This is a genomic window from Geobacillus thermopakistaniensis (assembly GCF_000498995.1).
In the GTDB taxonomy this organism is placed as follows: Bacteria; Bacillota; Bacilli; order Bacillales; family Anoxybacillaceae; genus Geobacillus; species Geobacillus thermoleovorans.
In genome coordinates, this window is record NZ_AYSF01000030.1 from 1 (window position 1) to 21,799 (window position 21,799).

The window sequence follows — 21,799 nt, forward strand, 5'->3', positions numbered from 1 at the left end:
CTCAACTTTTCGCACGGAGATCATGAGGAACACGGGCGGCGCATCGCCAACATTCGCGAGGCGGCGAGGCGGACGGGCCAAACGGTCGCCATTTTGCTCGATACGAAAGGCCCGGAAATCCGCACGCACAATATGGAGAACGGCGCCGTCGAACTGAAGGAAGGGGCAAAGCTCATCATTTCGATGAGCGAAGTGCTCGGCACGCCGGAAAAAATTTCCGTCACCTATCCGGGGCTGATCGATGATGTGTCCGTTGGTTCGAAAATTTTGCTGGACGACGGGTTGATCGGCCTTGAAGTCAACGCGGTCGACAAGCAAGCTGGAGAAATTGTCACGACCGTCCTAAACACCGGTGTGCTCAAAAACAAAAAAGGGGTCAATGTCCCCGGCGTGCGTGTCAATTTGCCGGGCATCACCGAGAAGGACCGAGCCGATATTTTATTTGGCATCCGCCAAGGCATCGACTTCATCGCCGCCTCGTTTGTGCGACGGGCGTCTGATGTGCTCGAAATCCGCGAGCTGCTCGAGGCGAATGACGCCTTACATATCCAAATTATCGCGAAAATTGAAAATGAAGAAGGCGTCGCCAACATCGATGAAATTTTGGAAGCCGCCGATGGCCTCATGGTGGCGCGCGGCGACCTTGGCGTTGAGATTCCGGCTGAGGAAGTGCCTCTCATTCAAAAAATGCTCATTAAAAAGTGCAACATGCTTGGCAAACCGGTCATCACGGCGACGCAAATGCTCGACTCGATGCAGCGCAATCCGCGGCCGACGCGGGCTGAGGCGAGCGATGTCGCCAACGCCATTTTTGACGGCACCGACGCCGTCATGCTTTCCGGAGAAACCGCAGCCGGCCAGTATCCGGTCGAAGCGGTAAGGACGATGCACCAAATCGCGCTCCGCACCGAGCAGGCGTTGGAGCATCGCGACATTTTGTCCCAGCGCACGAAAGAGAGCCGAACGACGATCACCGATGCCATCGGCCAATCGGTCGCCCACACAGCGCTCAATTTGGATGTCGCGGCGATCGTGACGCCGACGGTGAGCGGAAAAACGCCGCAGATGGTGGCGAAATACCGCCCGAAAGCCCCGATCATCGCGGTGACATCAAACGAAGCGGTCTCGCGGCGGCTGGCGCTCATTTGGGGCGTGTATACGAAAGAAGCACCGCATGTCAATACAACCGATGAAATGCTCGATGTGGCGGTCGACGCGGCAGTGCGCTCCGGCTTGGTGAAGCACGGCGACTTGGTCGTCATCACGGCCGGCGTGCCGGTCGGCGAAACGGGATCGACGAACTTAATGAAAGTGCACGTCATCAGCGACTTGCTTGCCAAAGGGCAAGGCATCGGCCGCAAGTCGGCATTCGGCAAGGCGGTCGTCGCCAAAACGGCAGAAGAGGCGTGCCGAAAAATGGTAGAGGGCGGCATTTTAGTCACCATCAGCACCGATGCCGATATGATGCCGGCGATCGAAAAAGCGGCGGCGATCATCACCGAGGAAGGCGGGTTGACGAGCCATGCGGCGGTCGTCGGCTTAAGCCTTGGCATTCCGGTCGTCGTCGGGGTGGAAAATGCCACAAGCTTGTTTAAAGATGGGCAAGAGATCACGGTCGATGGCGGCTTTGGCGCCGTCTACCGCGGCCATGCGAGCGTGTTGTAACGGACGTTGCAGCAAAACAGGGTGTCCCAAAAGCAGCGGGACACCCTTTCGCATCGTCCTATATACCCATTAAACATCTTTGTGAAACGAAAGATTGTATTCCTATTATAGAAAGCCGAGCTTTTGAGACAGCTCCCTTCGATTACGTGGCCGGCTTGCCGATAATAAAGCGCCAAAGATCACGAAAAACATTGGCGCTATGGAGCGTGCGGATGATGACAAGCGCGACGGGGCCGGCAATCAAGCCGAGAAAGCCGAGCAGTTTGAAGCCGACGAACAAGGCGATGAGCGTCGCGAGCGGATCGAGGCCGATCGTTGAAGAAAGCACTTTCGGCTCCATGATTTGCCGTTGGACGAGGACGACGACATACAGCACGCCCAATCCGATGGCAAACGGAATGTCGCCGCTAGCCATGGTGTAAATGATCCAAGGAACAAATACAATCCCCGTTCCCAAATATGGCAAAAGATCGACGAACCCGATGATCAATGCGATCGTAATGGCGTAATCGACGCGCAAAATAAGCAAGCCGATCAACACGATGACCGTCGTAATCGAAATGAGCGTCGCCTGCGCTTTGATAAAGCCAAACAGCGCCCGCTTTAAATCAAGAAACACCGTTTTTCCGCTTGTGCGGGCTTTCGTCGGCAGCCATTGCTGCGCCATGCGCATCAGACGGTGCCAGTCTTTGCTGATGAAAAACGTCGCCAACAGCGAAAAAATAAACACGGTCGCGGCATTCGGCAGCCAGGCGAGAAGCTGCGGAATGTTTTGCAGGATGCTCTGGACAAATTCACCAACCGTCGTCCCAATTTTTTTTCCGACGGCTTGAATGTTTTGCATAATCGTATCCTGTTGGGCGGCGCTTAAACTTTTAAACATCCCGGCCAAATCTTTGTAAATCGGGATGATTTGGTCGGCGACGAACGTCTCCATGTACGTGATCAATGCTTGAAATTTTTCCGGCACGACGCGGGCTAAATATTGCGTTCCCGAAACGATTTCGGCAACAAGAAGCGTGACCAAGCCGGCGACCGCGGCAAACAACATGATGAGCGTGACGCTGACCGCGAGCCAGCGCGGCATTTTCGCTTTCCGCTCCAAAGCATCGACGAGCGGGTTGATGATCATCGCGATGAAAAAGGCGATGATGAACGGATACGTCACCGTCGCGATGTAGTACATAGCGATGGCGCCGAGCGCGACAGCGGCGATGACAAGAAAAAAGCGCAAAAAGCGATCAACATAAACTCGGGACAATGTTTCACCTCCAACGACGTTCCATATTGATATATTACACGTTTTCTTACGGGGAAGCAAAAAGACAAGTTTCATAGGAAAGGACGGACGACCGTGAACGAACCGGTGTTGTTTTTATTGTTGTTGCTTGCGCTCGGCTTTCTTGCGAAAAACAAGTCGCTTATTGTCGCCATCGTTGTGCTGTTGGCCATCAAACTTGTCGGCTTGGATCAAAAAGTTCTGCCGATCATTCAGTCCAAAGGGATCAACTGGGGAGTGACGGTCATTACGATCGCCGTGCTCGCTCCCATCGCTTCTGGGGAGATCGGCTTTCGGCAGCTTGTCGGCTCTCTGCAGTCGTTGTCGGCCTGGGTGGCGCTCGCATCTGGCATTTTTGTCGCCTTGATCGCCAAAAATGGAGTAACGCTCCTTGCCAATGACCCGCATATGACCGCCGCGCTTGCATTCGGCACCATCCTCGCGGTTTCGCTGTTTCATGGGGTGGCGGTTGGTCCATTGATCGGCGCTGGCATTGCCTATACGGTCATCAAAATGGTAGAATATTTTTGATCATCAGGCGGTGTGTGGGATCCTCCGTTTTGAGATGAATCGATTTCCATTTTATTCCTGATCATCATTTCTTTTGACGTGTGACAGCTGACAAAAGTCTGATAATTGTTTATAATAATAAACGTGAGTGAGTTTTCGGCCAAGCATTGTGCAGCTGTTGCGACGGGGCGGTTGTCGCCGGCGTCATGTAAGCACTTTCGCGCGCGCGTTTGTTTTTGCCTCCATTTCGAGCAAGCGCTCATCGGCCATCGGTCGTTATGGCCGGAACTTATGAAGAGAAGGGGAGATTGAACATGACAGTAACCCGTGGGTTAGAGGGAGTTGTGGCCACAACTTCAAGCATCAGTTCGATCATCGATGACACGTTGACGTATGTCGGTTATGACATTGACGATTTAGCCGAAAACGCTTCCTTCGAAGAAGTCGTTTATTTGCTTTGGCATCGCGAACTGCCGACGAAAGAGCAGCTTGAGGAATTAAAGAAACAGTTGGCGGAAAACGCTGAAATTCCAAATGAAATCATTGAACACTTCAAGCTGTATCCGATTGACAAGGTGCATCCGATGGCGGCTTTGCGCACCGCGGTATCGCTTCTCGGCTTGTATGACGAAGAGGCGGATGTGATGACGAAAGAGGCGAATTATCGGAAAGCCATTCGCCTGCAGGCGAAAATCCCGACGATTGTCACCGCCTTCGCCCGCGTGCGCAAAGGGTTGGAACCGGTTGCGCCGCGCAAAGATTTGAGCTTTGCCGCCAATTTCTTGTACATGCTGACCGGCAAAGAACCAGACGACATCGCCACGGAAGCGTTCAACAAGGCGCTCGTGCTGCATGCCGACCACGAGTTGAACGCGTCGACGTTCACGGCGCGCGTCTGCGTAGCCACGCTGTCCGATATGTATTCCGGCATCACGGCGGCGATCGGAGCCTTGAAAGGGCCGCTTCACGGCGGGGCGAACGAAGCGGTGATGAAAATGTTGACGGAAATCGGCACGGTCGACAACGTCGAGCCATACATCCGCAGAAAGCTCGCCAACAAAGAAAAAATTATGGGCTTTGGCCATCGCGTTTACCGAAAAGGCGACCCGCGCGCCAAACATTTGAAAAAAATGTCGGAAAAACTGACGAAGCTCGTCGGCGAGCCGCATTGGTATGAAATGTCGACGAAGATTGAAGAAATCGTCACATCGGAAAAAGCGCTGCCGCCAAACGTTGACTTTTATTCCGCCTCGGTTTACCATTGTTTAGGAATCGATCATGATTTGTTTACGCCGATTTTTGCCGTCAGCCGCACCTCGGGATGGTTGGCTCACATCTTGGAACAATACGACAACAACCGTCTCATCCGTCCGCGCGCTGAGTACACCGGCCCAGGCAAGCGGGCGTACGTGCCGATCGACGAGCGCGGCTAAAACAAGTGGACAAGGCGGTGAAGGCGCGCCTTCACGCCTTTTTATAAAAAAACTGCATTGGGGGTTTTGCTCGTGACGCAAGGAGAAAAAATTACAGTCCAAAATGGTGTGCTCAACGTTCCGAACAACCCGATCATTCCGTTCATCGAGGGGGATGGAACCGGCCCGGACATTTGGGCGGCCGCTTCGCGCGTGCTCGAAGCAGCGGTGGAAAAAGCGTACAAAGGTGAGAAAAAAATCGTTTGGAAGGAAGTGCTCGCTGGTGAAAAAGCGTACAAGCTGACGGGCAGCTGGCTTCCGGATGAAACGCTTGAGACGATCCGCGAATACATAATCGCCATTAAAGGGCCGTTGACGACGCCGGTCGGCGGCGGCATCCGCTCGCTGAACGTCGCGCTCCGCCAAGAGCTCGACCTGTTTGTCTGCTTGCGCCCGGTTCGCTACTTCCCAGGCGTTCCGTCGCCGGTGAAACGCCCGGAAGACACCGATATGGTCATTTTCCGGGAAAACACGGAAGACATCTACGCTGGCATTGAATATGCCAAAGGCACGCCGGAAGTGAAAAAAGTCATCGACTTTTTGCAAAACGAAATGGGCGTGCGCAAAATCCGCTTCCCGGAAACGTCCGGCATCGGCATTAAACCGATTTCCGAACAAGGGACGAAACGGCTTGTGCGCGCGGCGATCAACTACGCGATCGAACACGGCCGCAAGTCGGTGACGCTCGTTCATAAAGGAAACATTATGAAATTCACCGAAGGCGCGTTTAAAAACTGGGGTTATGAACTGGCGGAGGAAGAATTCGCCGACAAAGTGTTCACGTGGGCGCAATACGACCGAATCGTTGAAACGGAAGGCAAGGAAGCGGCGAACAAAGCGCTTGCTGATGCGGAAGCGTCCGGCAAAATCATTATCAAAGATGTCATCGCCGACATCTTCCTGCAACAAATTTTGACGCGTCCGCGCGAATTTGACGTCATCGCGACGATGAACTTAAACGGCGACTACATTTCCGACGCGCTGGCCGCTCAAGTCGGCGGCATCGGCATCGCGCCGGGGGCAAACATCAACTACGAAACCGGCCACGCGATTTTCGAAGCGACGCACGGCACGGCGCCGAAATACGCAGGGCTTGACAAAGTCAACCCATCGTCCGTCATTCTCTCGGGCGTCATGATGTTTGAGCATCTTGGTTGGAACGAAGCAGCGAAATTGATCATCAAAGCGATGGAGAAAACGATCGCTGCGAAAATCGTCACGTATGACTTCGCCCGCCTGATGGAAGGGGCGACGGAAGTGAAATGCTCCGAATTTGCTGATGCGCTCATCCGCAATATGGACTAACCTTTGAAGGAAAGGGATGGCAAACGATGGCGATGAAACGGAAAAAAATCTCGGTGATCGGCGCCGGATTCACGGGGGCGACGACGGCGTTCCTTTTGGCGCAAAAAGAGCTCGGCGACGTCGTGTTGGTCGATATTCCGCAGCTTGAGAACCCAACGAAAGGGAAGGCGCTCGATATGCTCGAGGCAAGCCCGGTGCTCGGCTTTGACGCGAATATCATCGGCACATCGGATTACGCTGACACAGCCGATTCCGACATCGTCGTCATCACAGCAGGCATCGCCCGCAAGCCGGGCATGAGCCGCGACGATTTGGTGACGACGAACCAAAAAATTATGAAGCAAGTGACGAAGGAAGTCGTCAAATACTCGCCGAACTGCTACATCATCGTCTTGACGAACCCGGTCGATGCGATGACGTATACGGTCTTTAAGGAATCCGGATTCCCGAAAAACCGCGTCATCGGCCAGTCGGGCGTCTTGGATACGGCGCGCTTCCGCACGTTCGTCGCCGAGGAGCTGAACATTTCGGTAAAAGATGTCACTGGGTTTGTTTTAGGCGGCCATGGCGATGACATGGTGCCGCTCGTCCGCTACTCGTACGCCGGCGGCATTCCGCTCGAAAAACTCATTCCGAAAGATCGTTTGGACGCCATCGTTGAGCGGACGCGCAAAGGCGGCGGTGAAATCGTCAACCTGCTCGGCAACGGCAGCGCCTACTACGCACCGGCCGCCTCGCTTGTCGAAATGGTCGAAGCGATTTTGAAAGACCAGCGCCGCATTTTGCCGGCGATCGCCTACCTTGAAGGCGAATACGGCTATGAAGGCATTTATTTGGGCGTGCCGACGATCCTCGGCGGCAACGGCATCGAGAAAGTGATCGAGCTCGAGCTGACCGAAGAGGAAAAAGCGGCGCTCGCCAAATCCGTCGAATCCGTTAAAAATGTCATGCGCATGCTGGAATAGCGGCGAGGCAAAAATTCGGGCATTGCCCCGGATTTTTGCCCACAGTCAATGAAAGCGCTTTCTAGACAACGAAGGGGTGGGAACATGTTGAAAAAACGAAAGCTCGGGAGACGGATCGGGGAAATTCAAGCGGGGGAAAAGCTCGTGTTCCAAGCCGCCATCGAAGACAAAGACTTGCTTCTTTATCTTGGGCTGACGGATGATGCCAATCCGCTCTATATCCAGCATGATTATGCTTCACAGACGCCGTTTGGAAAACCGGTCGTGCCGCCGGTCATGTTGACGGGGATGATCACGTCCGCGGTCTCCAAATATTTGCCAGGCCCGGGCAGCTACATTACGCGGCAGGATCTTCGCTTTCTCCGCCCCGTTTATCATTATGAAACGCTCGAATTTTTGCTCGAAGTCGCCGATGTCGATGAGGCGGGCCATTGCGTGACGTTGTCCGTCATGGCGACGCGCGGTGCGGAAACGGTGCTTGACGGAACGCTGTCTGTCTGCCCGCCGCATACGTTGCCGCGCCTAGACGGGCGGGTGCTCGAGAACTTTTGACCTCATGTTGAAAGCAGTCCCCCACTTCGAAACAAAGGGGGAGTTTTATGCCGCTTTCCGCCAAAGGAAGCCAACCAAACGCGAGAGGCAGTTTTCCGCGGGCAACCTGTCCGCAGGAAAACCGCCCTTTTTTCTTTTTTTGTCCGAATCATGGCGTCAATTGTGGTATCATAAAGGCAGAAACCATTGGACGGGATGGAGGAGCGGCATGGGACGAAAAATTTTAGTTGTCGATGACGAACAGCCGATTGTGACTCTGTTGTCGTACAATTTGGAGAAAGCCGGATTTCACGTCGTGACCGCTCACGATGGCGAAGAGGCGCTCGTGAAAGTAGCGTCCGAGCAGCCGGCGCTCATTATTTTGGACTTGATGCTGCCGAAGCTTGACGGCGTTGATGTGTGCAAGCGGCTTCGCCAGCAGCAAATCATGACGCCGATTTTAATGTTGACGGCTCGCGATGATGAATTTGACAAAGTGCTTGGTCTTGAGCTTGGCGCCGACGACTATATGACAAAGCCGTTCAGCCCGCGCGAAGTCATTGCCCGCGTCAAGGCGATTTTGCGCCGCACGGAGATCGTTCAGCCGGCGGCTGAATCGAGCGAGCGGCTTGTTGTTGGCGATCTGGAAATTTTTCCGGAACGCTATGAAGCAACGATCGACGGCAAGCCGCTTGAGCTGACGCCGAAAGAGTTTGAGTTGCTCCTTTATTTGGCTCGCCATAAAGGGCGGGTGTTGACGCGCGACCAGCTGCTCAGCGCCGTGTGGAACTACGAGTTTGCCGGCGATACACGCATTGTCGACGTCCATATCAGCCACTTGCGCGAGAAGATCGAAACCGATACGAAAAAACCGATGTACATTAAAACGGTGCGCGGCCTTGGCTACAAGTTGGAGGAACCGAAGCGGCATGAATAGCTTCCGCACCCGCCTTTTGTTTTGGCTCGTGACGCTCATCGCCACGGTGTTGATCGCCCTCGGGCTTTTGCTCGGGCAATTGCTGAAAGATTTTTACGCCGAGACGATGAACAAACGGATGGAAAAAGAGGCCCAAGCGCTTGCGATTTTGCTTGAAAATGAACCGCTCGAGCAAATCCGCGCCGATTTGCAGGAAATGGGGAATGAACTGTCGTCCCGCATCACCGTGCTCGATAAAGAAGAACGGGTGCGGTTTGACAGCGGTCGCGTCGCAGCGATCAGCGACAAAGACCATGAGCGCATCGTCCGCGCGATTTTGCGCAAAAAGCAGTTTCCCCGCTTTTCCGTGATTGAAAAAACAAACGATGTCTATTACTACATCGTCCCGTACGAGCGCGGTGAACGGAGCGGGTACGTCGTTTTAAGCACACCGACGAGCTCACTCCAAAAAGTAAACGAGCAAATTTGGGGCGTGCTCACGAGCAGCCTCGGGATGGCGCTCGTTGTCATCATCGCCCTCGTCTGGAAAATCGCCAATCAATATATGAAGCCGATTGAAGAAGCGACGAAAGTGGCGTTTGAGCTGGAAAAAGGCAATTACGCCGCCCGTGTGCCCGATGGTGAATATAACGAGGCCGGGATGCTTGTGCGCTCGATCAACCGGCTGGCCCGCCATTTGCAGGAGATGAGCAGGGCGCGGGAAATTCAGACCGATCGGCTTCACACGCTCATTGAAAACGTCGGCAGCGGCCTGTTGTTTATTGACCACCGCGGACATATTTCTCTCATCAATCGGGCGTTCCAGACTCAGTTTCATCTCGATCCGTCGGATTGTTTGTACCGTCCGTACGCCGATGTGCTGCCGCACCGCGACATCGTCCGGTTTATCGATGATATTTTCATCACCGAGACGACGATGCGCCGGCATATGCGGCTGACGATTGGCATCGAGCGGAAACATTTCGATGTATACGGGGCTCCCATCATTGGCACGAACGCCGAATGGAAAGGGATTGTCGTCGTGTTTCATGACATTACGGAGCTGAAGCGCCTTGAGCAAATCCGCAAAGACTTTGTCGCCAACGTTTCGCACGAGTTGAAAACGCCGGTGACGTCCATCAAAGGATTCGCCGAAACGCTATTGGATGGCGCTATGAAGGATGAAGCGGCGCTCGAACATTTTTTGACCATCATCTTAAAAGAAAGCGAACGGCTGCAAACGCTCGTTGAGGAACTGTTGGACTTGTCGAAAATCGAGCAGCACGGATTTCAGCTGCAACTCGAAGACGTGGATATCGCTCAAGTCATCGCCGAAGCGGCTGCTGTGTTTCGCCAAAAAGCGGCGGAAAAACAAATTGATTTGCATATCGAATCGCCATCCGGGCTTGTCATCCGCGGTGACAGAAATCGGATGAAGCAAATTTTGCTGAACTTGCTCGCCAACGCCATCACGTATACGCCGGAGCACGGACGGGTCGCTGTCGAGGCGGAAGAGACGAAGAAAGAAGTGCTGATCCATGTGAAAGACACCGGAATCGGCATTGAGGAAAAAGAAATCCCGCGCATTTTTGAGCGTTTTTACCGCGTCGACAAGGCGCGCAGCCGCGATTCCGGCGGAACGGGGTTGGGCCTGGCGATTGTGAAACATTTGGTTGAGGCTCACCATGGATATATTACCGTAGCGAGCAAAGTGGGGCGCGGCACCGTGTTCACGATCCATTTTCCAAAGCCGGGGCGGTAGCCGGCTTCTTTTTATCATCTCCAACTGAGAAGCCTGCCATTTTTCAGCGTGAGCGTGAGCACGGGATGAATCGGCGCCTCCCATCATGGTGGGAGAGCGTTCAAGGCAAGCCGCAGGCATGGTACAATAGGACAAGGAAGCATCCGAGGAGGGATGAGATTGAAAAAAAAGCTTGTTTTAATCGACGGCAGCAGCGTGGCGTACCGCGCCTTTTTCGCCTTGCCGCTTTTGCATAACGACAAAGGCATCCATACGAACGCCGTCTACGGGTTTACGATGATGTTGAAAAAAATTGCCGAAAANGAAAAAAAAGCTTGTTTTAATCGACGGCAGCAGCGTGGCGTACCGCGCCTTTTTCGCCTTGCCGCTTTTGCATAACGACAAAGGCATCCATACGAACGCCGTCTACGGGTTTACGATGATGTTGAATAAAATTTTGGCGGAAGAAGAGCCAACTCATATGCTTGTCGCGTTTGACGCCGGGAAAACGACGTTCCGGCATGAAGCGTTTCAAGAGTATAAAGGTGGGCGCCAGCAGACGCCACCGGAGCTGTCGGAGCAGTTTCCGCTGTTGCGCGAGCTGCTGAGGGCGTATCGCATCCCCGCCTATGAACTCGAGAACTACGAAGCGGACGATATTATCGGAACGCTTGCCGCCCGCGCTGAGCAGGAAGGGTTTGAGGTGAAAGTCATTTCCGGCGACCGCGATCTGACCCAGCTCGCCTCCCCCCATGTGACGGTGGACATTACGAAAAAAGGGATTACCGATATCGAACCGTACACGCCGGAGACGGTCCGCGAAAAATACGGCTTAACTCCGGAACAAATCGTTGATTTGAAAGGATTGATGGGCGACAAATCGGACAACATTCCCGGAGTGCCGGGCATCGGGGAAAAGACGGCGGTCAAGCTGCTCAAGCAATTCGGCACGGTCGAAAACGTGCTTGCCTCCATTGACGAGATCAAAGGCGAAAAGTTGAAAGAAACGCTGCGCCAACACCGGGAGATGGCGCTGTTAAGCAAAAAGCTCGCCGCCATTCGCCGCGACGCCCCGGTCGAGCTCTCGCTTGATGACATCGTCTATCAAGGGGAAGACCGGGAGAAAGTGGTCGCTTTATTTAAAGAGCTTGGGTTTCAATCGTTTTTAGAGAAAATGGAATCGCCGTCATCAGAAGAGGAAAAACCGCTTGCCAAGATGGCATTTACGCTTGCTGACCGCGTGACGGAGGAGATGCTTGCCGACAAGGCGGCGCTTGTCGTTGAAGTGGTCGAGGAAAATTATCATGATGCGCCGATCGTCGGCATCGCTGTGGTCAACGAACATGGACGGTTTTTCCTGCGCCCGGAGACGGCGCTTGCCGATCCGCAGTTTGTCGCCTGGCTTGGTGATGAAACGAAGAAAAAAAGCATGTTTGACTCAAAGCGCGCGGCAGTCGCCTTGAAATGGAAAGGAATTGAGCTATGCGGCGTTTCCTTTGATTTATTGCTGGCCGCCTATTTGCTTGATCCGGCGCAAGGTGTTGATGATGTAGCTGCCGCAGCCAAAATGAAGCAATACGAAGCGGTGCGCCCGGATGAAGCGGTGTATGGCAAAGGGGCGAAGCGGGCCGTGCCGGATGAGCCAGTGCTAGCCGAGCATCTCGTCCGCAAGGCGGCGGCGATTTGGGAGCTCGAACGGCCGTTTTTGGATGAGCTGCGCCGCAACGAACAAGATCGGTTGCTCGTCGAGCTCGAGCAGCCGTTGTCTTCGATTTTGGCGGAAATGGAATTTGCCGGAGTGAAAGTGGATACGAAGCGGCTCGAACAGATGGGCAAAGAGCTCGCCGAGCAGCTCGGCACGGTCGAGCAGCGCATTTATGAGCTCGCCGGCCAAGAATTCAACATCAATTCACCGAAACAGCTCGGCGTCATTTTATTTGAAAAACTGCAGCTGCCCGTCTTGAAAAAAACGAAAACCGGCTACTCCACTTCGGCGGATGTGCTTGAAAAACTTGCGCCTTATCACGAGATCGTGGAAAACATTTTGCATTACCGCCAGCTTGGCAAGTTGCAGTCGACGTATATTGAAGGATTGCTGAAAGTCGTGCGACCCGATACAAAGAAGGTGCATACGATTTTCAATCAGGCGTTGACGCAAACCGGACGGCTCAGCTCGACGGAGCCGAACTTGCAAAACATTCCGATTCGGCTTGAGGAAGGACGGAAAATCCGCCAAGCGTTCGTGCCGTCGGAGTCTGATTGGCTCATTTTCGCCGCCGACTACTCACAAATTGAGTTGCGCGTCCTCGCCCATATTGCGGAAGATGACAATTTAATGGAAGCGTTCCGCCGCGATTTGGATATCCATACGAAAACAGCGATGGACATTTTCCAAGTGAGCGAGGACGAAGTGACGCCCAACATGCGCCGTCAGGCGAAGGCGGTCAACTTTGGGATCGTTTACGGGATCAGTGATTACGGCTTGGCGCAAAACTTAAATATTTCACGCAAAGAGGCCGCTGAATTCATCGAGCGCTACTTCGAAAGCTTCCCTGGCGTGAAGCGGTATATGGAAAACATTGTGCAAGAAGCAAAACAGAAAGGGTATGTGACGACGCTGTTGCATCGGCGCCGCTATTTGCCGGATATCACGAGCCGCAACTTCAACGTCCGCAGCTTTGCTGAACGGATGGCGATGAACACGCCGATTCAAGGGAGCGCCGCTGACATTATTAAAAAGGCGATGATCGATCTGAACGCTAGACTGAAGGAAGAGCGGCTGCAAGCGCGCCTTTTGCTACAGGTGCATGACGAGCTCATTTTGGAGGCGCCGAAAGAAGAGATGGAGCGGCTGTGCCGGCTCGTTCCGGAAGTGATGGAGCAAGCGGTCACACTTCGCGTGCCGCTCAAAGTCGATTACCATTATGGCTCGACGTGGTATGACGCGAAATAAAAAGGAGTCTTGGTGTGGATCGCCGGCACCCCTAAAAGGCCGGTGATTTAAGGGGAAATACTGCTCTCCAACAGTGTTTCTCAAATTGAAAAACCTTGCAACACCATCACTTCATTCCTTGTGATTTCTCATAAATCAAGCGAATCCATTGTTTTTCATCAGCCTTCTAAGAAGGCCTGTGATGGAATGAAAAAGCAGTTTCACAACGACTCTTCTCCAGTTGAGAAGCCTTGGAACATCGAGTCGTCCTTCTCAACCAACATGACCGATTTTGCGAAAATCAGCGTTTCTCACCGGCCTTCTAGGCAGAATCTTTCGGTGCGACGATTCTCGGCTGCAACTCGATGAATTGGAGCGAAACAGCTGCCGCCCCATGGAGAATCTTTCTCTCGGCGGATGAACCGGCGTCAATGCGAAAGCGTCGGCGGGAACGATGCAGGAAAACGGAGGAAAGGGGGGATCGCCATGCCAGAATTGCCGGAGGTGGAAACGATCCGTCGTACGCTTTTGCCGCTTATTGTCGGAAAAACGATTGAGGATGTGCGCATCTTTTGGCCGAACATCATCCGCCATCCGCGAGACCCCGAGGAGTTTGCGGCAAGAATGATCGGACAGACGGTGCGTGGTTTGGAACGGAGAGGGAAGTTTTTGAAATTCCTGCTCGACCGCGATGCACTCATTTCCCATTTGCGCATGGAAGGGCGCTACGCCGTTGCTTCTGCCCTCGAGCCGCTCGAACCGCATACGCACGTCGTGTTTTGCTTCACGGACGGCAGCGAACTCCGTTACCGCGACGTGCGCAAGTTCGGAACGATGCACGTTTATGCCAAAGAAGAAGCTGACCGTCGGCCGCCGCTTGCTGAGCTTGGGCCGGAGCCGCTTTCCCCGGTGTTTTCCCCAGCTGTATTGGCGGAGCGGGCGGTGAAAACGAAACGGTCGGTCAAAGCGTTGCTCCTTGATCAGACGGTCGTGGCTGGGTTTGGCAATATTTATGTCGACGAATCGCTGTTTCGCGCCGGCATTCTTCCCGGCCGGCCGGCCGCCTCTCTCTCCAGCAAAGAGATCGAGCGCCTGCATGAGGAAATGGTGGCGACGATCGGCGAGGCGGTCATGAAAGGGGGAAGCACGGTGCGCACGTATGTGAACACGCAAGGCGAGGCCGGCACGTTTCAACATCATTTGTACGTGTATGGCCGCCAAGGCAATCCGTGCAAACGATGCGGCACGCCGATTGAAAAAACGGTCGTCGCCGGCCGCGGCACGCATTATTGCCCGCGTTGCCAGCGCTAGGCGGCGTGTAAAAAGGAGAGAGGTTCCATGACGTTGACGATCGGATTGACCGGCGGGATCGCCAGCGGCAAAAGCACGGTGAGCGCGATGATGCGCGAGCTCGGCCTTCCGGTCATTGATGCTGACGAAGCGGCGCGCGCCGTCGTCCGACCGGGGGAAGACGCCTACCGTCAGATTGTCGCCGCCTTCGGTCCGGGCATTTTGCAGACAAATGGAGAGATCGATCGGGCGAAACTCGGGGCGATCGTGTTCAACGACGAAGAAGAACGGAAAAAGCTAAACGCCATCGTTCACCCGGCGGTGCGTCAGAAAATGCTCGCGGAGAAAGAAGCGCTCGTCCGTTCCGGGGCGAAAACGGTCGTATTGGACATTCCGCTTTTATTTGAAAGCGGATTGACATCCTGGGTCGATAAAGTACTTGTCGTGTATGTTGACGATGACATCCAGCTTCGCCGGCTGATGGAGCGGAACGGGTTCACTGAGGAAGAAGCGCGCGCCCGCATTCGCGCTCAATGGCCGCTGGCGGAAAAAATGAAGCGGGCCGACGCGGTCATCAACAATAACGGAACGAGGGAAGAGACACGCCGTCAGCTGTTGGCTATTTTGAAACAATGGGACGCCTTGGAAAAATAGGCGTCTTTTTTGTTCGCTTTCAGTCATTTTGTTCTCCACATTTCCTAAAAATATGATATACTATTTATACAAATATAAGAAAATAGTATAACATATATGAGAGGAGAACAAAGTGAATGAAGGCGAAAGTGGCGATTAACGGTTTCGGACGAATCGGACGGATGGTGTTCCGGCGCGCCATCAATTCCTCTGACCTCGACATTGTGGCGGTGAACGCCAGCTATCCGCCGGAAACGTTAGCCCATTTAGTAAAATATGACTCAAACCACGGTAAATTTGACGGTGAGGTCATCGCCTTGGAAGACGGCCTGCTCGTCAACGGCAAAAAAGTGAGGCTGTTAAACTCGCGCGACCCGAAACAGCTGCCGTGGAAAGAGCTTGATATCGATATTGTGATTGAAGCGACCGGAAAATTCAACGACCGCGAAAAGGCGAGCCTTCACCTTGAGGCAGGGGCGAAGCGCGTCATTTTAACCGCCCCAGGCAAAAATGAAGATGTGACGATCGTTGTTGGCGTCAACGAGCATATGCTTGACATCGACCGCCATTTCATCATTTCGAACGCCTCGTGTACGACAAACTGTTTGGCTCCGGTCGTCAAAGTGCTCGATGAAGCGTTTGGGATTGAAAACGGCCTGATGACGACGGTTCACGCGTATACGAACGACCAAAAAAACATCGACAACCCGCATAAAGATTTGCGCCGCGCCCGCTCATGCGCGCAGTCGATCATCCCGACGACAACGGGAGCGGCGAAAGCGCTTGGCCTAGTGCTGCCGCATTTAAAAGGGAAGCTTCATGGCATGGCGCTCCGCGTCCCGACGCCGAACGTCTCGCTCGTCGACTTGGTCGTCGACTTGAAGCGCGATGTGACGGTTGATGAGGTGAACGAGGCGCTGATCCGCGCTGCCAACGGCCCATTGAAAGGCATCTTGGATTTCACGATGGAGCCGCTTGTCTCGATCGATTTCAATACGAATCCGCATTCTGCGATTATCGACGGCCTGTCGACGATGGTGATGGAAGGGCGAAAAGTGAAAGTGCTCGCTTGGTATGACAATGAATGGGGCTATTCGTGCCGCGTCGTTGATTTAGCCCATCTTGTCGCGGCCAAAATGAATGAGCGTCTCAGCGTCAATGCGTAACAGCGGTTCGATGTGAAGCGCGCCGCCTGCGCTATGGCTTTTGCGATCCGCACAAACGGATCGGGCCACGGTGCGGGAGTGGGCGCTTTTTCTCTTTTTTATGCAAAAAAATTAAAAAAGCCTGTTGCAAAAACCCCCTAAACAAAGTATACTATGTCTCGTGAACTTCTTAACGGCAAGGGTAATGTGACTACTTAAAGGGTTAGGACCTCTTAGGACTAACTTTCCCCCGTGGTAGTTATACATGCCATTTTGCAACTCACCTTCTGTTTTTTTATTTGTTTGAGAAAATTGGTTAAAGGGGGATTCTTTTCATGGACACGATGGGTCGTCACGTTATCTCGGAACTTTGGGGATGCGACTTTGACAAACTGAATGATATTGATTTTATTGAAAAAACGTTCGTTGACGCCGCGTTAAAGTCGGGAGCGGAGATTCGCGAAGTGGCGTTCCATAAATTCGCTCCGCAAGGCGTAAGCGGGGTCGTCATTATTTCGGAATCGCATTTGACGATTCACACGTTTCCCGAACACGGCTATGCGAGCATTGATGTGTATACATGCGGCCATTTAGACCCGACGATTGCCGCCGATTACATTGCCGAAATGCTGGGCGCGCAAACGCGGGAAACGATTGAACTTCCGCGCGGCATGCGCCCGATCGAAGTGAAAAAGGCGCAGGCGCTGTAATTGGATAATGATAAACCGAAAGGAGCGTAAGCGAAACGCTCCTTTTTTTGCGCCCTCGGCGGTACAACAGCGGCGAAAATCATGGTATGATGGAAGAAAAAGAATGACTAGGGAGACGTGGCAATGAGCATGTGGAAAACACTCAAATACGCCTTCACAAACCATTGTGAAACGCGGGAAAATCATGAAGATGAAGAGCTAAGAAGCCATTATTACAAAGCGACGAACCGCGCCGTCATCGATGCGGTCAAGGAGCTGCTCTCGTCGCTGCCCGGCGCCGAGCTCGTTTCTGTTTCCGAAGAGCGCGGCGAAATTTGTGCGCAAACAAAGCGCGGCAAAAAGTTGTTCATCGTCGCTACCGTCATTTCCGTGCGGCCGTTTGAAACGGCGGTCGACTTTTCCGCGACGACGGAGACGAAGCTATTGCCGTTTGATTTTGGGCATAGCCGGGCGGTCATTCTCGATTTGTATCGGAAGCTCGACGCCCGCCTGCCCTATATCGGTTCCGGACTGAACAGCTAACTATATCTTGTCTGCTTTCGTCCATTCCGGTATGATAGAAAATAAGAAGATCAACGGAGTGGATGTTATGCGATGTCCTTCATGCCATCATCAAGGCACGCGCGTGCTTGACTCGCGCCCGGTTGAAGAGGGTCGTTCGATCCGCCGCCGGCGGGAGTGCGAACAGTGCCATTATCGGTTTACGACGTTTGAGCGGATCGAGGAGCCGCCGCTGATTGTTGTGAAAAAAGAGGGAACGCGCGAAGAATTCAGCCGGGAGAAAATTTTGCGCGGCTTGATCAAAGCGTGCGAGAAGCGGCCGGTGGCGCTCGAGGAGCTTGAAAAAGTGACGCAGGAAATTGAGCGCGAACTGCGCAATCAAGGCGTCTCGGAAGTGAAAAGCGAAACGATCGGCGAAATGGTGATGGAGCGCCTGTCACACATCGATGAGGTCGCCTATGTCCGCTTCGCTTCCGTCTATCGGCAGTTTAAAGATATTAATGTGTTCATTGAAGAACTGAAAGAGCTGATCAAAAAAGGGCAACGGTAAAAAGGGCTTTGGCGTTAGGCGGCAAGCCCTTTTTTCAACGTCTTTTCGGCAGGAAAGGGGAGAGCCGGTTTGAAACGAATACGGCGGAATGGAAGGTCGGAGCGATGCAGCACCATTGGAAAGAGCTGATTGCTGTCGACCGTTATACCGTGCAAAGCCGTGGGGTGTTGCAAGAGGTGGACCGTAAAGTGCTGACGCTGCTTTACCAGCCGCTCATCGGCTGCCGGGCGTTGGCGCTTTATATGACGCTTTGGGGGGAGCTTGAGCTGCTTGACGGCCAGGAAGCGACCCATCATCGGCTTATGGCGCTCATGCAGTGCGGACTGCCGGACATTTACAGCGAACGGTTGAAACTCGAAGGAATCGGGCTGCTCGACACATACGTCCACGCTCCAGAGGCGGATGAACCGAAGCTGTTTCTTTATGAGCTGCGTCCGCCGCTGGCGCCAGACCAGTTTTTCCGCGACGAGATGTTGAGCGTTTTTTTGCACCGGCAAGTCGGCCGCCACTTGTTTATCCAGCTGAGCAACTTTTTTGCCCGTCCGTCCATTGATGAAACGAAATTCACCCAGGTGACGCGGTCGTTTTCCGACGTGTTTTCGGCCGTGCCCGCTGAACAAATCGTCGCCGGCCTCAGCGAAGAAGCCGGGCCCGAGCTGCTTGAAGGGAAGGATCACATCAGGCGGGATGAGGCGTCGTATGTGCTCGATGATGATGTATTCGACTTTGAGCTGTTTTTTGCCGGCCTGTCCAAGCAGCTTGTGCCGCGCCGGGCTGTGACAGCGAAAGTGAAGGAAGCGATTAAAAAGCTGGCGTTTTTATACGGCATTCCGCCGCTTGAGATGCAAAAACTGGTCCTTGGCGTCATCGATCCGGCCTATCATATCGATATTGACGCGTTGCGCCGGGCGGCGCGCGAATGGTATGAGCTCGAACATGGCGGTGTCGAGCCGCGCCTCGTCGAACGAGTGCAGCCGCTCGCCTACCGGACGATGGAAAACATCGAACCGCGCACAAAAGAGGAGCAACTAATGAAACAGCTGGAAACAATTTCCCCGCGCCAGCTGCTGAAAGAGATTTCAGGCGGCGCTGAGCCGTCGCTTGCTGATTTGCAGTTGATCGAAGACATTATGTTCCAGCAGCAGCTGCTCCCCGGAGTTGTCAACGTGCTCATTTATTATGTCATGCTCCGGACGAATATGAAGCTGTCGAAAAAATACGTAGAAAAAATCGCCAGCCATTGGGCGCGCAAAAAGGTGAAAACCGTGAAGGAAGCAATGGAACTGGCGAAAGAAGAGGCGAAAACATACCAAAACTGGGCGAACGAAAAGGAAAAAGGGACGCGGACGGTGCGCAAAGTCGTGCGCACGGAAATCGTCCCGGACTGGCTGAACATGGATTACAGCCAGCCGGATGATGATGATTTTGACGTCGAACAGGCGCGCAAAGAGCTTGAGGAACGGCTGAAAAAATACCGTGATGAATCATAGAGGGAAAAGCCATGGAACGAGTAAACCACCTGTTGCAGCGGTTGCTTGGCAATCAACGGTTTAAACAACGCTACGAACAAATGAAACGCTACATTTTGGAGCATCCGGACGTGCAGCCGTTTTTGCGGGCGCACGAACGGCAATTGTCGGCCGATGCGGTTGACCGCAGCTTGATGAAGCTGTATGAGTTCATCGAGCAGCACGGGAATTGCCGCCAATGTCCGGGCCTTGAGCGATGCAACAACATGCTGCCGGGGTACCATCCAAATTTGGTGGTCAACGGTGGAAGGATCGACGTTGAGTACGACCGCTGCCCCAAAAAAGTGCAGCATGACGAGCGAAAACGGCAAGAGTCGCTCATTCAAAGCATGTTCATGCCGCGCGAAATCTTGCGTGCTTCGCTCTCTGACGTCGATCTCAATGACGATGGGCGGATCAAAGCGATCCGATTTGCCGAGCGGTTTGTGGCGGAATACGAGCCAGGGAAAAAAATGAAAGGCTTGTATTTGCACGGATCGTTTGGGGTGGGCAAAACGTATTTGCTCGCCGCGATCGCCAACGAGCTGGCGAAGCGAAACGTTTCGTCGCTGATCGTCTACGTGCCCGAGCTGTTTCGTGAGATGAAACATTCGCTTCAAGACCAGACGATGAACGAAAAGCTTGATTATATCAAAAAAGTGCCGGTGCTGATGCTCGATGACCTTGGGGCGGAGGCGATGTCAAGCTGGGTGCGCGATGATGTATTTGGCCCGATCTTGCAATACCGGATGTTTGAAAACTTGCCGACGTTTTTCACGTCGAACTTTGATATGCAGCAGCTCGCCCATCATTTGACGTATTCGCAGCGCGGCGAAGAAGAGAAGGTGAAGGCGGCGCGCATTATGGAGCGAATCCGCTATTTGGCCTATCCGATTGAAATCACTGGACCGAACCGCCGTGAGCAAAATATATAAAGGCGATTTGAAACGTTGCCGTTTGCACAGGCATGTTGATTAACCCATAAAAACTAGTTGAGCAGGTTCTGTTTCTAGCTTTTCTGCCGTAGTCGGCAAGCGGTTCGTTTGCCGACTGGGGCTGACCCAAAAGGGTAATTTCCCTTAAACAAAACACAACATATTTGTTTTATGCCTGTATACGGTAATAAGAAAGGGTGTCCCGATCCTTTTGGGGCACCCTCTCCTCGAACAATGAACGCCGCTAAGCTTTGTGGTTTTTTAGTCTAAACAGCCCGTTGTCCCCATATATATAAACCAAGCATTCCTTTCGGGCTAAAGGGGGGACAGCGGGTGATCGAAATCCATTTTGACGAGGCAAGCGAGGCGGAAAAATTGGTTGGGCTGCTAGATCACCGGCAACCGGATGACGGTCCGCTGTTTCATGCCGCTTATGACGGGAACAAAACCGTGGCGGTTTACATACAGGGCGAGGAGAAGCGTGTGCTTGAGGAGCATATCATCCCAGCGATGACGGCGTTTATGCAGGAGGTGATGGAAGACCGGCTGCTGCTATCCATCATTGCCAATGTTTTTTATTTCCGCGACGTCGAAGAACAGCAGCAAATTTTGGCCCTCGCTCATTCGTTTTTGGACGGCGAGCGGAGCGATTACCGGAAAAGCGCGGCGTTTGCCGCCTCGCGCACCGTGATGTTGCGCGACGCTTTTGCCTCCTTTTTGCGCGACGGCTTGTCATTTTCGTTTTCTTCGTTCGTTACGTTCCGGTTAAAGCCGTATATGGAGCGCCTCCAACATTATGTCGAGCTGGCGATTGATGAATACAAGCTGGAGCAGGAGTATCAAAATTTTGTGCAAATGCTGCGCGACTGCCTGGCTGGCCGGACGCCGCAATGGCCGCGCCTGTATTTGGTGCACGATCCGCCGCACTTCGTATTTTACGACAGCGAGCGGCGGGAGCTGTCGGCGGCGGAAGTGAGACAGTTGATCGACCGCCATCTCGTCTTCAGCCAGCCGATGTATATTGATGCATCGGTGCTCGCTCCGCTTGTCTCGCTCGCTCCGGCGGAAATTGAGCTGTACACCGATCATCCGGATGACGGCATGGTGCAGACACTGCAAAACGTGTTTCAAGAACGGCTGATCGTCTGCCGCCGCGCCGATTTTTCCCGCTTGTTTGCCGCCAACGCTGGAAATGGGGGAGAAGCTTGATT

The 21,799-nt window shown here is 53.5% G+C and carries 20 protein-coding genes; 19 read left to right on the top strand and 1 reads right to left on the bottom strand.

Annotated features, from left to right (window positions below):
* Positions 1–1,665, top strand: a 1,665-nt coding sequence (pyk, locus tag T260_RS135025; RefSeq protein WP_023633465.1) for a pyruvate kinase, incomplete at its 5' end; no start/stop codon positions are given.
* Between the two features lie 142 nt (positions 1,666–1,807).
* On the opposite strand, the gene ytvI is transcribed toward pyk, so the two are convergent.
* On the bottom strand, positions 1,808–2,926 hold the full coding sequence (gene ytvI / locus T260_RS135020) for a sporulation integral membrane protein YtvI (protein ID WP_023633466.1): 1,119 nt from the start codon (positions 2,924–2,926) through the stop codon (positions 1,808–1,810).
* A gap of 93 nt (positions 2,927–3,019) precedes the next feature.
* Between ytvI and T260_RS135015 the strand changes: the two genes are divergently transcribed.
* The 18 genes from T260_RS135015 to ytxC all read left to right on the top strand — a co-directional run bounded on the left by T260_RS135015 (position 3,020) and on the right by ytxC (position 21,797).
* Entirely contained in the window at positions 3,020–3,475 is a 456-nt protein-coding gene (locus T260_RS135015; protein WP_011232211.1) for a DUF441 domain-containing protein, read from the top strand.
* Between the two features lie 293 nt (positions 3,476–3,768).
* The gene (citZ, locus tag T260_RS135010; protein WP_015375586.1) at positions 3,769–4,887 is read left to right on the top strand and encodes a citrate synthase; all 1,119 of its coding nucleotides are present in this window, start codon (positions 3,769–3,771) and stop codon (positions 4,885–4,887) included.
* A gap of 72 nt (positions 4,888–4,959) precedes the next feature.
* Positions 4,960–6,231: an NADP-dependent isocitrate dehydrogenase gene (icd, locus tag T260_RS135005; RefSeq protein WP_011232209.1), complete on the top strand. Its 1,272-nt coding sequence runs from the start codon at positions 4,960–4,962 to the stop codon at positions 6,229–6,231.
* Positions 6,232–6,257: 26 nt separating this feature from the next.
* A complete protein-coding gene (gene mdh, locus T260_RS135000) occupies positions 6,258–7,196 on the top strand; it encodes a malate dehydrogenase (RefSeq protein WP_013524302.1) in 939 nt (312 codons plus the stop codon).
* 84 nt (positions 7,197–7,280) lie between these two features.
* The gene (locus T260_RS134995) at positions 7,281–7,748 is read left to right on the top strand and encodes a MaoC/PaaZ C-terminal domain-containing protein (RefSeq protein ID WP_011232207.1); all 468 of its coding nucleotides are present in this window, start codon (positions 7,281–7,283) and stop codon (positions 7,746–7,748) included.
* 208 nt (positions 7,749–7,956) lie between these two features.
* Positions 7,957–8,664: a response regulator transcription factor gene (locus T260_RS134985; protein WP_014196523.1), complete on the top strand. Its 708-nt coding sequence runs from the start codon at positions 7,957–7,959 to the stop codon at positions 8,662–8,664.
* Entirely contained in the window at positions 8,657–10,405 is a 1,749-nt protein-coding gene (pnpS, locus tag T260_RS134980) for a two-component system histidine kinase PnpS (RefSeq protein WP_014196522.1), read from the top strand. Before T260_RS134985 ends, pnpS begins: the two co-directional genes overlap by 8 nt.
* A 153-nt stretch (positions 10,406–10,558) precedes the next feature.
* Complete coding sequence (locus T260_RS134975) at positions 10,559–10,783, top strand: DNA polymerase I family protein (RefSeq protein WP_081712590.1); 225 nt, start codon at positions 10,559–10,561, stop codon at positions 10,781–10,783.
* Positions 10,698–13,337, top strand: coding sequence for a DNA polymerase I (gene polA, locus T260_RS13750; protein ID WP_023633469.1), 2,640 nt, complete (start codon positions 10,698–10,700; stop codon positions 13,335–13,337). Before T260_RS134975 ends, polA begins: the two co-directional genes overlap by 86 nt.
* 465 nt (positions 13,338–13,802) lie before the next feature.
* Positions 13,803–14,627, top strand: coding sequence for a DNA-formamidopyrimidine glycosylase (gene mutM, locus T260_RS134970; RefSeq protein WP_031212282.1), 825 nt, complete (start codon positions 13,803–13,805; stop codon positions 14,625–14,627).
* Between the two features lie 27 nt (positions 14,628–14,654).
* A complete protein-coding gene (gene coaE / locus T260_RS134965) occupies positions 14,655–15,260 on the top strand; it encodes a dephospho-CoA kinase (protein ID WP_014196518.1) in 606 nt (201 codons plus the stop codon).
* Positions 15,261–15,376: 116 nt separating this feature from the next.
* Positions 15,377–16,405 (top strand): glyceraldehyde-3-phosphate dehydrogenase, encoded by a 1,029-nt coding sequence (locus T260_RS134960; protein ID WP_021322135.1) that lies wholly within the window; start codon positions 15,377–15,379, stop codon positions 16,403–16,405.
* Positions 16,406–16,719: 314 nt separating this feature from the next.
* A complete protein-coding gene (gene speD, locus T260_RS134955) occupies positions 16,720–17,094 on the top strand; it encodes an adenosylmethionine decarboxylase (protein ID WP_011232199.1) in 375 nt (124 codons plus the stop codon).
* Positions 17,095–17,217: 123 nt separating this feature from the next.
* Positions 17,218–17,616, top strand: a complete 399-nt coding sequence (locus T260_RS134950) for an aminotransferase class IV (protein ID WP_014196515.1) — start codon at positions 17,218–17,220, stop codon at positions 17,614–17,616.
* Between the two features lie 67 nt (positions 17,617–17,683).
* Positions 17,684–18,145 carry a transcriptional regulator NrdR gene (nrdR, locus tag T260_RS134945; RefSeq protein WP_013144522.1) on the top strand — a complete coding sequence of 154 codons (462 nt, stop codon included), beginning with the start codon at positions 17,684–17,686 and terminating at the stop codon, positions 18,143–18,145.
* 104 nt (positions 18,146–18,249) lie between these two features.
* Entirely contained in the window at positions 18,250–19,635 is a 1,386-nt protein-coding gene (locus tag T260_RS134940) for a replication initiation and membrane attachment family protein (protein ID WP_025039135.1), read from the top strand.
* An 11-nt stretch (positions 19,636–19,646) separates the two neighbouring features.
* Complete coding sequence (dnaI, locus tag T260_RS134935) at positions 19,647–20,588, top strand: primosomal protein DnaI (protein ID WP_013144524.1); 942 nt, start codon at positions 19,647–19,649, stop codon at positions 20,586–20,588.
* Positions 20,589–20,921: 333 nt separating this feature from the next.
* Complete coding sequence (gene ytxC / locus T260_RS134930) at positions 20,922–21,797, top strand: putative sporulation protein YtxC (RefSeq protein ID WP_014196512.1); 876 nt, start codon at positions 20,922–20,924, stop codon at positions 21,795–21,797.
* Positions 21,798–21,799 lie beyond the last annotated feature (2 nt).

What these genes read in the sequence shown, in the direction of transcription:
- citZ (WP_015375586.1), top strand. Translation starts at nt 3,769, where the DNA reads ATGACAGTAACCCGTGGGTTAGAGGGAGTTGTGGCCACAACTTCAAGC.
- mdh (WP_013524302.1), top strand. Translation starts at nt 6,258, where the DNA reads ATGGCGATGAAACGGAAAAAAATCTCGGTGATCGGCGCCGGATTCACG.
- T260_RS134995 (WP_011232207.1), top strand. Translation starts at nt 7,281, where the DNA reads ATGTTGAAAAAACGAAAGCTCGGGAGACGGATCGGGGAAATTCAAGCG.
- T260_RS134985 (WP_014196523.1), top strand. Translation starts at nt 7,957, where the DNA reads ATGGGACGAAAAATTTTAGTTGTCGATGACGAACAGCCGATTGTGACT.
- pnpS (WP_014196522.1), top strand. Translation starts at nt 8,657, where the DNA reads ATGAATAGCTTCCGCACCCGCCTTTTGTTTTGGCTCGTGACGCTCATC.
- mutM (WP_031212282.1), top strand. Translation starts at nt 13,803, where the DNA reads ATGCCAGAATTGCCGGAGGTGGAAACGATCCGTCGTACGCTTTTGCCG.
- coaE (WP_014196518.1), top strand. Translation starts at nt 14,655, where the DNA reads ATGACGTTGACGATCGGATTGACCGGCGGGATCGCCAGCGGCAAAAGC.
- T260_RS134960 (WP_021322135.1), top strand. Translation starts at nt 15,377, where the DNA reads ATGAAGGCGAAAGTGGCGATTAACGGTTTCGGACGAATCGGACGGATG.
- speD (WP_011232199.1), top strand. Translation starts at nt 16,720, where the DNA reads ATGGACACGATGGGTCGTCACGTTATCTCGGAACTTTGGGGATGCGAC.
- T260_RS134950 (WP_014196515.1), top strand. Translation starts at nt 17,218, where the DNA reads ATGAGCATGTGGAAAACACTCAAATACGCCTTCACAAACCATTGTGAA.
- nrdR (WP_013144522.1), top strand. Translation starts at nt 17,684, where the DNA reads ATGCGATGTCCTTCATGCCATCATCAAGGCACGCGCGTGCTTGACTCG.
- T260_RS134940 (WP_025039135.1), top strand. Translation starts at nt 18,250, where the DNA reads ATGCAGCACCATTGGAAAGAGCTGATTGCTGTCGACCGTTATACCGTG.
- dnaI (WP_013144524.1), top strand. Translation starts at nt 19,647, where the DNA reads ATGGAACGAGTAAACCACCTGTTGCAGCGGTTGCTTGGCAATCAACGG.